This is a genomic window from Bradyrhizobium sp. USDA 10063, assembly GCF_054063735.1.
Genome location: NZ_JBSSGP010000002.1, coordinates 508496 through 522123, shown reverse-complemented (window position 1 = coordinate 522123; position 13628 = coordinate 508496). Strand labels below are relative to the sequence as shown.

At 64.1% G+C, this 13628-nt stretch carries 10 protein-coding genes; 6 read left to right on the top strand and 4 right to left on the bottom strand.

Going from position 1 to position 13628, the window contains the following annotated elements; genetic code table 11:
- Nucleotides 1–111 precede the first annotated feature (111 nt).
- The 4 genes from ACVJGD_RS04295 (at nt 112) to ACVJGD_RS04280 (ending at nt 5108) form a co-directional block, all read left to right on the top strand.
- Nucleotides 112–882 carry an enoyl-CoA hydratase gene (locus ACVJGD_RS04295; RefSeq protein ID WP_456633194.1) on the top strand — a complete coding sequence of 257 codons (771 nt, stop codon included), beginning with the start codon at nt 112–114 and terminating at the stop codon, nt 880–882.
- 249 nt (nt 883–1131) lie between these two features.
- Nucleotides 1132–2328 (top strand): acetyl-CoA C-acyltransferase, encoded by a 1197-nt coding sequence (locus ACVJGD_RS04290; protein WP_456633193.1) that lies wholly within the window; start codon nt 1132–1134, stop codon nt 2326–2328.
- A 118-nt stretch (nt 2329–2446) separates the two neighbouring features.
- Nucleotides 2447–3742: an MFS transporter gene (locus tag ACVJGD_RS04285; protein ID WP_456633192.1), complete on the top strand. Its 1296-nt coding sequence runs from the start codon at nt 2447–2449 to the stop codon at nt 3740–3742.
- An 82-nt stretch (nt 3743–3824) separates the two neighbouring features.
- Nucleotides 3825–5108 (top strand): IS701 family transposase, encoded by a 1284-nt coding sequence (locus tag ACVJGD_RS04280; RefSeq protein WP_456633191.1) that lies wholly within the window; start codon nt 3825–3827, stop codon nt 5106–5108.
- 140 nt (nt 5109–5248) lie between these two features.
- Here the strand turns inward: ACVJGD_RS04280 and ltrA are convergent, their stop codons facing one another.
- From ltrA to ACVJGD_RS04260, 4 genes are all read right to left on the bottom strand, one after another.
- Nucleotides 5249–6742, bottom strand: a complete 1494-nt coding sequence (ltrA, locus tag ACVJGD_RS04275; RefSeq protein ID WP_456632680.1) for a group II intron reverse transcriptase/maturase — start codon at nt 6740–6742, stop codon at nt 5249–5251.
- A gap of 594 nt (nt 6743–7336) precedes the next feature.
- The gene (locus tag ACVJGD_RS04270) at nt 7337–8680 is read right to left on the bottom strand and encodes a carbohydrate porin (protein ID WP_456633190.1); all 1344 of its coding nucleotides are present in this window, start codon (nt 8678–8680) and stop codon (nt 7337–7339) included.
- Between the two features lie 19 nt (nt 8681–8699).
- Entirely contained in the window at nt 8700–9719 is a 1020-nt protein-coding gene (locus ACVJGD_RS04265) for a transporter (RefSeq protein WP_456633189.1), read from the bottom strand.
- A gap of 137 nt (nt 9720–9856) precedes the next feature.
- Complete coding sequence (locus ACVJGD_RS04260; protein ID WP_456633188.1) at nt 9857–10639, bottom strand: acetoacetate decarboxylase; 783 nt, start codon at nt 10637–10639, stop codon at nt 9857–9859.
- A gap of 153 nt (nt 10640–10792) precedes the next feature.
- Here ACVJGD_RS04260 and ACVJGD_RS04255 point away from each other — a divergent pair, with 153 nt between their 5' ends.
- Entirely contained in the window at nt 10793–11962 is a 1170-nt protein-coding gene (locus ACVJGD_RS04255) for a patatin-like phospholipase family protein (protein WP_456633187.1), read from the top strand.
- A 129-nt stretch (nt 11963–12091) separates the two neighbouring features.
- Nucleotides 12092–13429, top strand: coding sequence for an IS1182 family transposase (locus tag ACVJGD_RS04250; RefSeq protein ID WP_456633186.1), 1338 nt, complete (start codon nt 12092–12094; stop codon nt 13427–13429).
- The last annotated feature ends 199 nt before the right edge of the window (nt 13430–13628 follow it).

The window sequence follows — 13628 nt, the reverse complement described above, 5'->3', positions numbered from 1 at the left end:
TCATTCCACTGCACGCACTGCTGCATCGCAACAGCGGCTGCGCGGCGACTTGACAAGCGCCGCCATTGTCCGGGAAGTGGCTTAAGTATTCCCCTGCTCCGAGATGATCCCATGGAAATGCTCAATCCCCATTGCGGCGTCGACCGCGATTCCCGCGGCGTGGTCCGCCTCACCATCTGCAACGCCGGCTCGCTGAACATCCTGAGCTCGGCCGTCACCGATGGCGTCCGGGAAGGGTTCGAAAAGCTTGCCGGCAACCGCGACATCCGCGCAGTGATCCTGGCCGGCCAGAGCCAGAAGAGCATGATCGGCGGCGCCGATATCAAGGAGATGGCGACGCTCGAGCAAAAATCGGCAGAAGCCTTCATCACGCGGCTGCGCGACCTCTGCGAGGCCGTGCGCCGGTTCCCGGCGCCGGTCATCGCACGCATGCCCGGCTGGTGTCTCGGCGGCGGGCTGGAAGTGGCGGCGGCCTGCGATTTCCGGATCGCGGCGCACGACGCCAGGTTCGGCATGCCCGAGGTGCGCGTCGGCATCCCCTCGGTGATCCATGCCGCGCTGCTGCCGCGGCTGATCGGCTGGAGCCGCGCGCGCTGGCTGGTGATGACGGCGGAGAACATCGACGCACCCACCGCGCTCGCCTGGGGCCTGGTCGACAAGATCGCGAAGGAAGGCGAGCTTGACGCTGCGGTCGAACACACCGTGACGGCGCTGCTTGAATGCGGCCCCGAGGCGCTGCGCATCCAGAAGGACTTGCTGCGCCAATGGGAAGAACTGCCGCTGACGGAGTCGGTCAATTTGAGCGTCGGCGTGTTCGGAAGATCGTTCCTGACAGGCGAGCCGCAGCGGCTGATGCAGGGGTTTTTGCAGCGGAAGAGGTAGCCGGAAAAGACGCCGTCATGCCCCGCCACCGGGTCTCGCCTTCGGCGAGCCCGATGACAGGCTCCGGCGGGGCATCCAGTAACCGCCAAACGTTGTTTTGTGAGTACTGGATCATCCGCCTTCGCGGATGATGACAGCGGTGGGGATGCAGCACGATAATTTGTCATGCGGGCGGGCGTTGCAATTTTTGCGGCGCATCATATGATTGTCGTCATGTGACAAGAATCCTCCGATACCAGGGAGCCCGCCATGGCCAATGCCTCCGATCCCGTCGTCATCCTTTCCGCCGCCCGCACGCCGCTGGGCCGTTTCTTGGGCGAATTGACGCCGTTCAGCGCCCACAAGCTCGGTTCCCATGTGATCGGCGCGGCGCTGGAGCGGGCAAAGCTCGCACCCGAGCGCGTCGACGAAGTGTTCATGGGCAACGTGCTGCCGGCCGGCCAGGGCCAAGCCCCTGCCCGCCAGGCCGCGCGCGGCGCCAGACTGCCCGACGCGACCGGGGCCACCACCGTCAACAAGGTCTGCGGTTCCGGCATGAAGGCGACGATGCTCGGCCACGACATCATCAAGGCCGGCTCGGCCGAGATCGTGGTGTCCGGCGGCATGGAGAGCATGAGCAATGCGCCTTATCTGCTTGCGAAGGCGCGTAGCGGCTATCGCGCCGGCCACGATCGCATCATCGACCACATGATGATGGACGGCCTGGAGGACGCCTACGAGACCGGGCGCTCGATGGGCGATTTCGGCGAGGCCACCGCGGAGGCCTATCAATTCACCCGCAAGGACCAGGACACCTACGCGATGGAAACGCTGACGCGGGCGCGCAAGGCGGTCGAGGGCGGCGCGTTCAGGGCCGAGATCTCGCCGATCACGATCACGGAAAAAGCCGGCCCGCGCGTGATCGCCAATGACGAGCATCCGCTCAAAGTGGATCCCGCCAAGATCCCCGGCCTGAAGCCGGCGTTCCGTGCCAACGGCACCATCACGCCGGCCGCCTCCTCCGCCAATGCCGACGGCGCCGCGGCGCTGATTCTCGCCAAACGTTCGCTGGCCGATCGCGACGGCCTGCCGGTGCTGGCGGAGATCAAAGGCCATGCCACCCACAGCCAGGAGCCGCAATGGTTCACCACGGCGCCGATCCCGGCGATCCGCAAATTGCTCGACAAGGTCGGCTGGAGCGTCGGCGATGTCGACCTGTTCGAGATCAATGAGGCCTTCGCGGTGGTGGCGATGGCCGCGCAGCGCGACCTCGGCATCGACAGAGAAAAACTCAACATCAATGGGGGCGCCTGCGCGCTCGGTCATCCGATCGGCGCGACGGGCGCGAGGCTGATCGTGACGCTGCTGCACGCCCTCGAAGCACAGAACCTGAAGCGTGGCGTCGCCGCACTCTGCATCGGCGGCGGCGAGGCTACCGCGATCGCGATCGAGCGCGTCGCGCATTAGCGCTTCGCGCTGACGTCCTAAAATGAGGGAACTATGGCATTTATGTCATGGAGCCCTCGTGCTAGATGCGGCAGTCAGCAACTACGCATGACTTCCAGGTAGAATTTTCCGAGGCTGCATGATCTCGAATTGGCTGGCGGCCGCCCTCGGCCGCCGCAATATCCATTATGGCTGGGTGATGGTCGGCGTCACCTTCCTAACCGCGCTGATCGCTGCCGGCACCGTCGGCGCGCCCGGTGTCTTCATCGTGCCGCTGCAGAAGGAATTCGGCTGGAGCACGGCGGAGATTTCCTCCGCGCTCTCGATCCGCTTCATCCTGTTCGGATTGATGGCGCCATTCGCCGCGGCGCTGATGAATCGCTACGGATTGCGCAATGTGACGCTGGCGGCCCAACTCATCGTGGTCTCCGGCCTGCTTGCCTCACTGGCGATGACACAGCTCTGGCAGTTGGTGCTGCTGTGGGGTGTCGTGATCGGGATCGGCACCGGCATGACGGCACTCGTGCTGGGCGCAACGATCGCTGCGCGCTGGTTCGTCGCGCAGCGCGGCCTCGTCATCGGCATCATGACCGCGAGCGTCGCTACAGGGCAATTGGTGTTCCTGCCCCTGCTGGCGAGCCTCACCGAACGCTTTGGCTGGCGGATCGCGCTATCGCTGGTCTGCGTCATGCTCGGCGTGTCCGCGTTCCTGGTGCTGCTCGCGATGCGCGACCGCCCGAGCGATGTCGGACTGCGTCCGTACGGCGATAAAGGGACCGAACCCCTTCCCGTCCCGCCGCCGAGCAGCGCCTCGATCATGATGGCGGCACTTGGCACACTGCGCGACGCCTCGAAGTCCCCGGTATTCTGGATCCTGTTCGCGACCTTCTTCATCTGCGGCGCCTCCACCAACGGCCTGGTTCAGGTGCACCTGATCCCGATGTGCCTCGATTTCGGCATTCCGCAGGTGCAGGCCGCAAGCCTGCTCGCCGCGATGGGCATTTTCGATTTCTTCGGCACCATCATCTCGGGCTGGCTGTCGGACCGTTACGACAACCGCTGGCTCCTGTTCTGGTATTACGGCTTGCGCGGGCTGTCGCTTATCTTCCTGCCGTTCACCGACTTCTCGTTCTACGGCCTGTCGCTGTTCGCGATGTTCTACGGGCTCGACTGGATCGCGACCGTGCCGCCAACCGTGCGCCTGACCGCGCAGGGTTTTGGCGCCGAGCGCGCCAATCTCGTCTTCGGCTGGATCTTTGCCGGACATCAACTGGGCGCCGGGGCCGCCGCCTTTGGCGCTGGCCTGTCACGGACGGTGTACGCAAGCTATCTGCCCGCCTTCTTCATTGCCGGCGCACTCTGCCTGATCGCGGCCTCGATCGCGCTGGCGATCAAGCGGCCGGCCCTGAAGGCGGCCGTCGCGGCGGCGACCTAATCGTACTGAGTCAGACGGTCGCAGTCATTGAGGCTGAGAATCAAGTAATTGAGGAGATTCAATATTTGGCGCGGAGGGCCAGATGAATCTCGATCAGGGTGGCGATAGCGAAACGCGGTTTGCGGAGTATGTAGCCGGTCTTGGAAGCGTGATCGGTCACGTGGAGCGGACGAGACCGCTGCGCGACTATTGCACGGGCCTGATGCTGCCTGGGGAACGCAAGAGCGTTGAGCCGATGGCGGCGCGGACGGCTCCAGCGCGCACGGCGGCACAGCACCAGTCGTTGCTGCATTTTGTCGCCAACGCGGCATGGTCGGATGAGGACGTGCTGGCGAAGGTGCGCGAGATGGTGCTGCCGGCGATCGAGAAGAGCGGACCGATCGAGGCGTGGATCATCGATGACACCTCGTTCCCCAAGCAAGGCAAGCATTCGGTCGGCGTGCACCACCAATATTGCGGGCAGCTCGGCAAGCAGGCCAATTGCCAGGTGGCGGTGTCGCTGTCGGTTGCCAATCATGCCGCCAGCCTTCCGGTGGCCTATCGGCTGTACTTGCCGGAAGCCTGGACGAAGGATCGTGCCCGGCGGAAGAAGGCAGGCGTGCCGAAACAGATCAAGTTCAAGACCAAGCCGCAGATCGCGCTGGAGCAAATCCGCGGGGCCTGCGAGAGCGGCCTGCCACGCGGCGTCGCGTTGATGGATGCGGCCTACGGCAGGGACGCGCGGCTGCGTGCAGGCATGACGGAATTGGGTGTGCCTTACGTGGTCGGCATCGTGCCGACCATCTTGATGTGGGCCCCTGGCAGCGGCCCACGGCGGATGGACAAGCCGATGAACAACACCGGCCGCCGCGACGAGCCCGAACTGGTCTCGGCCAAAAAAGTGGCACTCGGTCTACCGAAGCAGGCTTGGCGCACGGTGACGTGGCGGGAAGGCTCGGCCGACCAGCTATCCTCGCGCTTCGCCCGTGTGCGTGTCCGCGTCGGGTACAACAAGCTGATCCCCGAGAAGCTGTCGCCTGAGTGGCTGTTGATCGAATGGCCGGAGGGCGAAGCCGAGCCGACCAAATACTGGCTCTCCACGCTGCCGGAGAACGTCAGCTTCACGCAGCTCGTCGATCTGGCCAAGCTGCGCTGGCGCATCGAGCGCGACTATCAGGAGCTCAAGCAGGAGGTCGGACTCGGTCACTACGAAGGGCGCGGCTGGCGTGGCTTCCATCATCACGCAACCCTGTGTATCGCGGCCTACGGCTTCCTCATCGCCGAACAGGCGACGATTCCCCCCTCAGGACCTCGTTCCGCCTCGCCAGTCCAGGTCCCTCCCTTACCCGACAACTATCGACCCAGAGGATCTGCCCTTGCGGCCTGAACGCCACGTCCCGAACTCGATTGCAACCATGCGCGTGCGGCTGAGCCGTGCCCTCAGCAAAACGATCACACGATGCCCTTGTTGCGGCGCCCTCGCCGCATCACGCACGCGCAGAAAAATCATGATCCCGGTAGGGACGCTCATTGCTGAGCGCCCCCCGGACAGATCCGGACATGCAGCTTTCCCGCATCCGGCTCCCACCTCGGGTGTTTGACGGCGAAGCGCTGTTCTGGCCAAGGGTGAAGGATCCTTGCTTTCGGGAGCCAATCGTTCGACAGCTTCGTGATCCGCGCCCAGGTCAGATGGTCCTTCTGGCTGCGTCGCCTCAGCGAGCGCCGCCATAGGTCGATGACGTGGTAGCGGAAAGCCTCCAGTACGCGCCCATTCGTCGGCACGGCATGGTAGGCGAAGAAGCCGATGACGACTTGCCTCAGCCATTTCCCTTGGTCGGGGATCGGCTGATGCCGCCGTCGTCGCATCTCATCCTTAATCTCGCTGAGTTTCGCTTGTATGCGGTCGCGCCGCGACTTCCGCTTGAGCAGGAAGCCGCCTCGGCGCGATGTGCCGCAGATGAAGCTGAACCCGAGGAAATTGAAGGTTTCCGGTTTGCCGAGCCCGCGCCGTTCGCGGTTGGCCGCAGCACGGCGGCCAAACTCGATCAGGCGGGTCTTTTCCGGATGGAGCGACAGTGCGAACTCCTGCAGTCGCGTTCGCATTGCATCCCAGAAGCGACGGGCGTCGTCCTCATGTTCGAAGCCGACGACGATGTCGTCGGCGAAGCGCACGATGATCATATCGCCCGTAGCGTCGCGCCGTCGCCAGCGCTCGGCCCAGAGATCGAACACAAAATGAAGGTAAACGTTGGCAAGGAGCGGCGAGATCACCGAGCCTTGGCCCGTTCCCTTATCATTGGTGGTCGTGACGATCCCGTCTTCAAGAACGCCCGCCTTGAGCCATTTCTGGATCAGGCGGATGATGCGCTTGTCGCCGACCCGATGTTCAACGAAGCGAACCAGCCAGGATTGACTGACACGATCGAAGAACGACCGAATGTCGGCGTCCAGGATGTAGTTCACCTTCGTGCTGTTGATCCCGACAACCAAGGCGTCCAGCGCATTATGCTGGCCGCGCCCCGGCCGGAAACCATAGCTAAATCCGAGGAAATCCTCCTCGAAGATCGCGTTCAGCACGGCAGCAGTTGCGCGTTGGACGATCTTGTCTTCCAGGGCAGCCACTGCGAGCGGGCGCTGGCGGCCATCCGCCTTCGGAATATACCGGCGGCGGCTTGGTTGTGCCCGGTACGCTCCCCGATGGACCCGTACGTGCAGGTCTGCGATCTTGCGATCGAGATCGGCCTCGTAGTCCCGCCACGTCACCCCATCCACTCCAGGCGCCGCCTCCCGCTTAAGCGCGAAGAACGCCGTCCTGAGCATAGGCAGGCTGAGATGGTGGTAGAGCGCGGTGAACCGTTCCTTCTTCCTTTGCCTTGCGGCTTGACGTACACGCTCCAGCGCCTGTGACACGCTTTCCCGGTCCTGCGCCCGGCGCGTGCTGAGCTGGTTCGCGTTCCCCTTGGCCCCGGCCCTTCGCTCCACCGACTCCGCCGCCGGTAGCCCGGCTTTGTTCGTCAGCATCGTTGCTAGTATGGCGGGGTCTGACTTCTCGTGTCCGTGCATCACCGGCTACGGCTCCTCGCCTTCCCGGTGCGGGCCAGGGCGGCCAGGCCGTCCCCCGGTCAGACTCGAGATCTCCCGGTTTCCGCGCAAGGAACGTCCATACATGCCAGGGTCTACGACCACGCCGGGACGTCCAGGTGCTCGCGTTATCGCACCCGTCCGCGTCGCCTTCCGCTCTGAGTACAGCGTCGACTCCCGGGACAATCTTCTTTCGCGGCTCAATGGCTGGCCTGCATGCTCCCCTACCGACGCTTCACCAGCGCCCTCACGGACGCTGCCGCACGGCTCGGGGCCGATGTGGGGCGCTACTCCTTCATCGTAATGGACTCTCACCATCTATTCCTTGCCGGCCTCCCGGCGCACACGCAGTAAGACTAAAGCGCAATACACCTTGAATCGGCAGCGAGCTCACTTCACCTCCCCCGCTTGCGGGGGAGGTCGGCGCGGCAGCGCCGGGTGGGGGCTCTCTCCCCACGGATGATCCCATCGTGGAGACACCCTCACCCCGCCCTCTCCCGCAAGCGGGAGAGGGAGAATTGGCACCTCCTGTTCCTAATACGCAATCGTCGTGCGCACGCCGACCATCACGCCATCCTTGATGCGATGCGTTTGCGTGGGATCGAAGGGATCGACCGCGCCGCCACCGGGATGAGCGATATATTGAAACACCGGCTGCAGCAGGAAGCCGGGCCTCACTTCGTGCTGATAGGTGACCTCAAAGATCACTTCGTAGTCGCGGATCGGGTACGGCGTGCCGGTGAAGAACTGAATGTCACGGTCGAAAGCGCGGGCACGGTCGGATATCCTGGCGTAGGTCGCGGCGACGCCGAACCTGTCGTTCGGATGGGCATCGCTGAAACCCGTGAATAGAAAGCCGCCGTCGACATAGGCGCCGACCAGGTTGCGATCGGACGGGCTCACCGAGGCCCGCATGAAGAAGGCAACGCCCTTGTCCGAACCGGGCGCCGCGCGCGCGAGCAATTGCTCGTAGACCATGAACAATCCATTGTTGCGGCGTAGCCAGAGTGGATCGCCGGAGCTGCTGGGATCGGCGAGCGACAGGCCGTCGGCCGAAAAGCGCTGATCGGCAAACGACATCATGTGATACCAGCCGCCACCGGTGATGGTCGCCGGCAACCGGCTCTCACCGATCTCGAACTTGTATTTGAGCTGGCCGATCCACCAGGGCGGATCGTTGACGCGAAACAAGAGCCCGTGAGGATTGGCGATCTGCGCATCGTCCGCGTCGGGCGGCGCGGCGGTGCCATCGAACAGCGCAAGATAGGCGGTGATCTTGTCGGAGAGCCGCGCCTTGATCCGGATACCCGGGACCGCAAGCGGCGGCGACGGTCCGCCGGCCGGCAGGTTGATCCCGGTGATGCCCGGCCAGCCCAGCGCGGAGTTGATGAAGATGTCGTCGTACTGGCTGTCGATGAACTCGATGTCTGAGGCCTGCTGGCCGACGCGGACCGCGAGCTTGCCGCCGAGCAGTTGCTGCTCGATCCAGAGTTCGTAGAGCCGTGTCGCGGGCAGCGCCTCGACGCCCGAGACCAGCATCAGATTGCCGATGTAGCTGCGCGACAGGCCATCGCCATGGATCTGGAACATGTTGGCGTGGAAGGTGGCGCCGGTCCAGCCCATCACCTTTTCCAGATCGATCGTGGTGCCGAGGTCAAGCCGGCCGGTATAGATCGCGCCGGTGCGCATGCCGCCGGTAACGTTGGCGAGCCCCTCGCCGATGTAGGTCAGGCTGAACTGGTAGCCGGCATCGGCCAGCCTGTCGCGCAGGTCCTGCTTGGTATCGTCAGGCTGATCCGCCGCGTGCGCGGCCGGCGCGAGGGCAACGGCGATGATCGCCGCGAATAAAGTGACCGCGCGGATGAGCACTCGGTACATGCAATGATACCGCAGCCCGTTATTTAACGATGCCCAGGCGACGCATGATCAGGTAGGCAAGGCCGGAGGCGGCGATCATCAGCACCGCAGCCCACAGGAAGCCGCCATCGACATCGGTGAGCGGCAGTCCCTTGGTGTTCATGCCGAAGATGCCGGTGACCAGCGTCGGCGGCAGGAGCATCATGGTCACGACCGAGAGCGCGTGCAGATGTCGATTGCTTTCCTCCTCCAGCTTGAAACGAAGCTCCTCCTCTAGCAGGCGGCTGCGTTCGCGCAGCTCGGTGATGTCGTGGTCGAGGCCATCGAGCCGCTGTGCGAGCTTTGCGGCATGCAGGCGTAGCGCCGGGCTGAGGTTTTCGGGGCTTTTCTGCTCGAGCCGGTGGAACAGGACGCGCAAGCCGGCAAGCTGACGATGCAGCCGTAGACAGGTCCGCCGTAACCGCCCTAGCCCGGCCCGCATCTCCGACCTGGTCTCGCCGGCCAGCACCCGCTCCTCGATGTCGTCGATCTCGGTGCCGATCTTGTCGGCCATCCGATCCATGGTGTCGGCGACCTCGTCGATGATCTTCTCGAGCAGGGCCGCCACCGTCGCAACACGATGGCCACCCTCGAGCACGCGGCGCGTAGCATCAACCGCGCACAGCGCCTGATGGCGGCCGCTGATCAGGAGACGCTCGGTCATCGCGAAGCGAAGGAATCCGGTTTCCTCCGTCGGGGAATCGATCTCGCGCACGAGATCGGAGAACACGCCATAGACGCAGTTGTCGATGATGTGGAGTTGCTGGAAATTGTCGTGCGACAGCAACAGATCGCGCGCGAGCGCAGGAAGCTGCAGGGCGGCGAGCCATTGCCGCGTGCGACCATCCGCCAGATTGAAATGCAGCCAGAGCCTGCCATCATGGCTGAACTCGATCGGCGCATCGATTGGCAAGGCTTCAGCGCTGCCGTCGCTATGCAGACGGAATGCCCACACCAGGCCCGGGATCGCCGGCGTGGAGCCCGCGGGCACGCTGACAATTTTCGCTGGTTCAGCCGACATGACCGGCCCGAAGCTCAACGCGAGACATTGCGAACCCCTGCGCTAGCCGACGCAATACAATATTGGTGCGGGGCGCCTCCCCGCACGCCAGCGCGCGCCGATACAATTACGTTCTTGTTACAGTTTGATGTCGCAGCCTACTCCGCCGCGAGTCCGGTCGCGGCAACCTGCTCGGCTTCCCTGTTGTAATCGTGCACGACGCGGCCGAACGGCAGCGTCAGATCGGCGAGGAAGTGATGCGCGCCGACCACCCTGCGCACCGGAAAATCCGCGACCGGCGCATTGACATGCGGCACCAGATGCAAGCGGCCCGGGCCGTTCCATGAGCCCTTGACGTTGATGTCGGTCAGGTTGATCGCGACGAGCTGGCAGACTTCAAGACGGCCGTCGACGCCCGGGATCATCTTCAGATTAACTTGCGTCTTCGACAGCGTCGCGCGGGTGATGTCGCCATTGCCGGCCATGCTCTCATGCTTGTAGCCCATGGTGCCCATGGCGACGAGCTGGCCGGCATATTCAAGCGTGCCGGTCAGCGTGTCCTTGACGATCTCGAGCTTGGGATGGGCGTATTTCTTCGGAAAGCCCCAGATCTCCCGGCCCGCCGCAATCGGCGGATCATCATCGAGGTACATCTGCGAAACAAAATTGACCTCTTCGCCGTGCAAGCGCGCCGGGATCACCAGACCGGACTCGGTGTAGCTGCCGAAGCCGGAACTATCAGGCATCTTGATCCATTCGTAGTGCACGATCGGCTGATCAATCGGCTCGAGCGGCTCAGGCAGCCCGGCACGGATCAACGCGGGATCGGTCTCATAGGTAATGACCAGGAATTCGCGATTGACGAAGCGGTAAGGTCCTGCGGGATAGCTCGGACCCGCGGCCGGCATCGACGGAAGCCTCAACAGCTCTTCCCTGCGCATCGCAAATCCCCCTGTTTGCAATTGGTCGGGCCGAACGCTAGCGGCGGACATTGACACTGATATGAGGGATTTCCTTCAGCGGCATGACCCGGCGTAGCTGTCATCAGCGCGTCACGGGCACACGGAATCGTTGGTGCGCAGGAGTGCAAGGACATGGATGCGCGCAGCCCACATTTCGACCAACAACAAGCAACAACCAGTCGCGGCTGGCGACCGGAGGGATGCCACCGCGTCGCGCTGGTGCTGCAGGGCGGCGGTGCGCTCGGCGCCTACCAGGCCGGCGTCTATCAGGCGCTGCACGAAGCGAATATCGAGCCGGACTGGATATGCGGCGTCTCGATCGGTGCGATCAACTCGGCGATCATCGCCGGCAATCCGCCGGAGCGGCGGCTCGAACGATTGCACACGTTCTGGGACCGCATCACCGGCCGCAAGATCTGGCACTACACGCCGGACGGCGACATCTTTCGCAAGGCGCGCAACTTCACCAGTTCATTGCTGACGACGGCGCTGGGCCAGCCCGGCTTCTTCGCGCCTCACACCACCAGCCCATGGTTCAGCCCGGCCGGCGCCAGGACCGCCACCAGCTATTACGACACCGCGCCGCTGCGCGAGTCGCTGCTCGAGCTCGTCGATTTCGACCGCATCAATTCCAAGAAGATGCGCTTCGCGGTTGGCGCAGTGAACGTGCTCTCGGGCAATTTCATCTATTTCGACAACGCGCATGACGAGATCATTCCCGAGCACATCATGGCGAGCGGCGCGTTGCCGCCGGCGCTGCCGATGGTGAAGGTCGGCACCGACCATTTCTGGGATGGCGGCATCGTCTCCAACACGCCGCTGCAGCATCTGCTGGACCAGGCCGACAGCCTGAATTCGCTGGTGTTCCAGGTCGACCTGTTCTCGGCCCGCGGCGCGCTGCCCCGCGACATCCAGGACGTGATGGCCCGCCACAAGGACATCATGTATTCCTCGCGCACGCGCTACAACACCGACATGTATCGCAAGACCCACAATCTCCGCGCCCGCCTCTACAAGGCGCTGTCGAAACTTCCGGACGAGCAGTTGTCGGAGGAGGAACGCCATCTTCGCGATTCCAACAGCGCCCTGCCGAGCATCGCGATCCTGCAACTGATCTATCAGCAGAAGGCCTATGAAGGCCACGCCAAGGATCACGAATTCTCGGGCACTTCGATGCGCGAGCACTGGATGAGCGGCCACGAGGACACCAAGCGCACGCTGATGCGGCGCGACTGGATCAAGATGCCCGACGACGGCATGGGCATCGTGGTCCACGACGTGCACCGCGAGAGCGAGGTGTAGAACTGCCGAAGGACGCAGGCCACGCGCTCCACCCTCATCCTGAGAGCGTGAGAATCTTTAGGCAATGAGCATTTGCCACAGCCGCGGTGCTGTGATTCGCTTGCATTGCGCGCGAGGCAGGGGCTGACGATGGCTGACGAGCAATTGTTCGAGGGGTTACCTGAGCAGGAAAGACCGCAGGCCGAAGGGCGTGGTGCGCTGCGGCTGCGGGTGCCGGAACGCAGTCAGATCGGCATGCAGGTGGCGGCATTGGACGATCTGATCTCGGAGGATCATCCGGTCCGCTCGGTCTGGGCGTTCGTCGAGGGGCTGGATCTGTCGGCGTTGCACGAGGTGATCAAGGCGCGCGAGGGCCAGCCCGGACATCCGCCAGCAGCACCGGAACTGATGTTGGCGCTTTGGCTGTGGGCCACGGTCGATGGGGTGGGCAGCGCCCGCCAACTGGATCGGCTGTGCCGCGATCATCTGGTCTATCGCTGGTTATGCGGCGGGGTGTCGATGAACTATCACAGCCTGTCGAACTTCCGGATCGCGCATATGGCAGTTCTGGAGCGGCTGCTGGCGCAGGGGGTCGCATCCATGGTGGAAGCTGGCCTGGTGTCGCTCGACACGTTGGCGCAGGATGGCTTGCGGGTGCGCGCGGGTGCCGGGGCGAGTTCCTTCCGCCGGCGCGCGCGGCTTGATGATCTGCTCACCGCGGCGCAGACGCGGGTGGCGCGCCTGCGCGCTGAAGCCGAGACGGATCCGGCGGCTGGCGATCGTCGCCAGCGGGCGGCGAAGGCGCGTGGCGCCCGCGAGCGCGAGGCGCGGATCGCGGCGGCGCAGCAGCGCATGAAGGAACTGGAGGTCGAGCGGGAGCGGCGCGAGAAGACCAACAAGAACCAGGTGGCCAAGCAGAAGGAGCCGCGCGCTTCGACCACCGATACCGACGCGCGGGTGATGAAGATGGCCGATGGTGGGTGGCGTCCGGCTTATAACATGCAGATCATCTCGGCGCCGGAACACCAGGTGATCGTTGCGGTCGACATCGATACCAGCGGCTCGGATCGCGGCCTGGCGCAACCGGGGATCGAGACGGTGCACGCTGAAGGCTACGACCCCTCCAACTATCTGGTCGACGGCGGCTTCACCAAGAACGACGACATCGAGTGGGCCCACGCCAAAGATATCAAACTGTGGTGCCCGGCGGGGCAAACCAGGCACGGCACCGACCCTTATGCGCCGAAGCAGGGTGACGGTGTTGGCGTCGCGGATTGGCGTGAACGCATGCAGAGCAAGGACGGTAAGGCATTCTACCGACTGCGCGCCGAGCACGAATGCATCAATGCCCATGCCCGCCGCATGGGACTGCGCCAGCTAACCCTGCGCGGCAAGATCAAGGCCCGCCTCCATCTGCTGTGGTTCGCCGTCGCTCACAACATGATGCGCTTCCTCGCCTTGCACGCCAAGGCGCAGGTCGCGGCATGAACAGAGGCGTCCACGCCAGCAGGTGCCCACAAAGCGCCGCAGCAGCCGCAGCACCGGCCCGGAGGTCAGATCGCGGTCATTCGGCGCCGGCTCAACCGAAAAGCTTTACGGTCTGTGCCTTCCAGCCCATCACATGTAAAATTCTCCGGACAAGGCGAATCATTCTCACCCTCTGAGGAGACCGCGCAGCGGCCGTCTC

Excerpts from the sequence above, each read along its gene's own strand:
- ACVJGD_RS04295 (WP_456633194.1), top strand. The coding sequence starts at position 112 with ATGGAAATGCTCAATCCCCATTGCGGCGTCGACCGCGATTCCCGCGGC.
- ACVJGD_RS04290 (WP_456633193.1), top strand. The coding sequence starts at position 1,132 with ATGGCCAATGCCTCCGATCCCGTCGTCATCCTTTCCGCCGCCCGCACG.
- ACVJGD_RS04285 (WP_456633192.1), top strand. The coding sequence starts at position 2,447 with ATGATCTCGAATTGGCTGGCGGCCGCCCTCGGCCGCCGCAATATCCAT.
- ACVJGD_RS04280 (WP_456633191.1), top strand. The coding sequence starts at position 3,825 with ATGAATCTCGATCAGGGTGGCGATAGCGAAACGCGGTTTGCGGAGTAT.
- ltrA (WP_456632680.1), bottom strand. The coding sequence starts at position 6,742 with ATGCTGACGAACAAAGCCGGGCTACCGGCGGCGGAGTCGGTGGAGCGA.
- ACVJGD_RS04270 (WP_456633190.1), bottom strand. The coding sequence starts at position 8,680 with ATGTACCGAGTGCTCATCCGCGCGGTCACTTTATTCGCGGCGATCATC.
- ACVJGD_RS04265 (WP_456633189.1), bottom strand. The coding sequence starts at position 9,719 with ATGTCGGCTGAACCAGCGAAAATTGTCAGCGTGCCCGCGGGCTCCACG.
- ACVJGD_RS04260 (WP_456633188.1), bottom strand. The coding sequence starts at position 10,639 with ATGCGCAGGGAAGAGCTGTTGAGGCTTCCGTCGATGCCGGCCGCGGGT.
- ACVJGD_RS04255 (WP_456633187.1), top strand. The coding sequence starts at position 10,793 with ATGGATGCGCGCAGCCCACATTTCGACCAACAACAAGCAACAACCAGT.
- ACVJGD_RS04250 (WP_456633186.1), top strand. The coding sequence starts at position 12,092 with ATGGCTGACGAGCAATTGTTCGAGGGGTTACCTGAGCAGGAAAGACCG.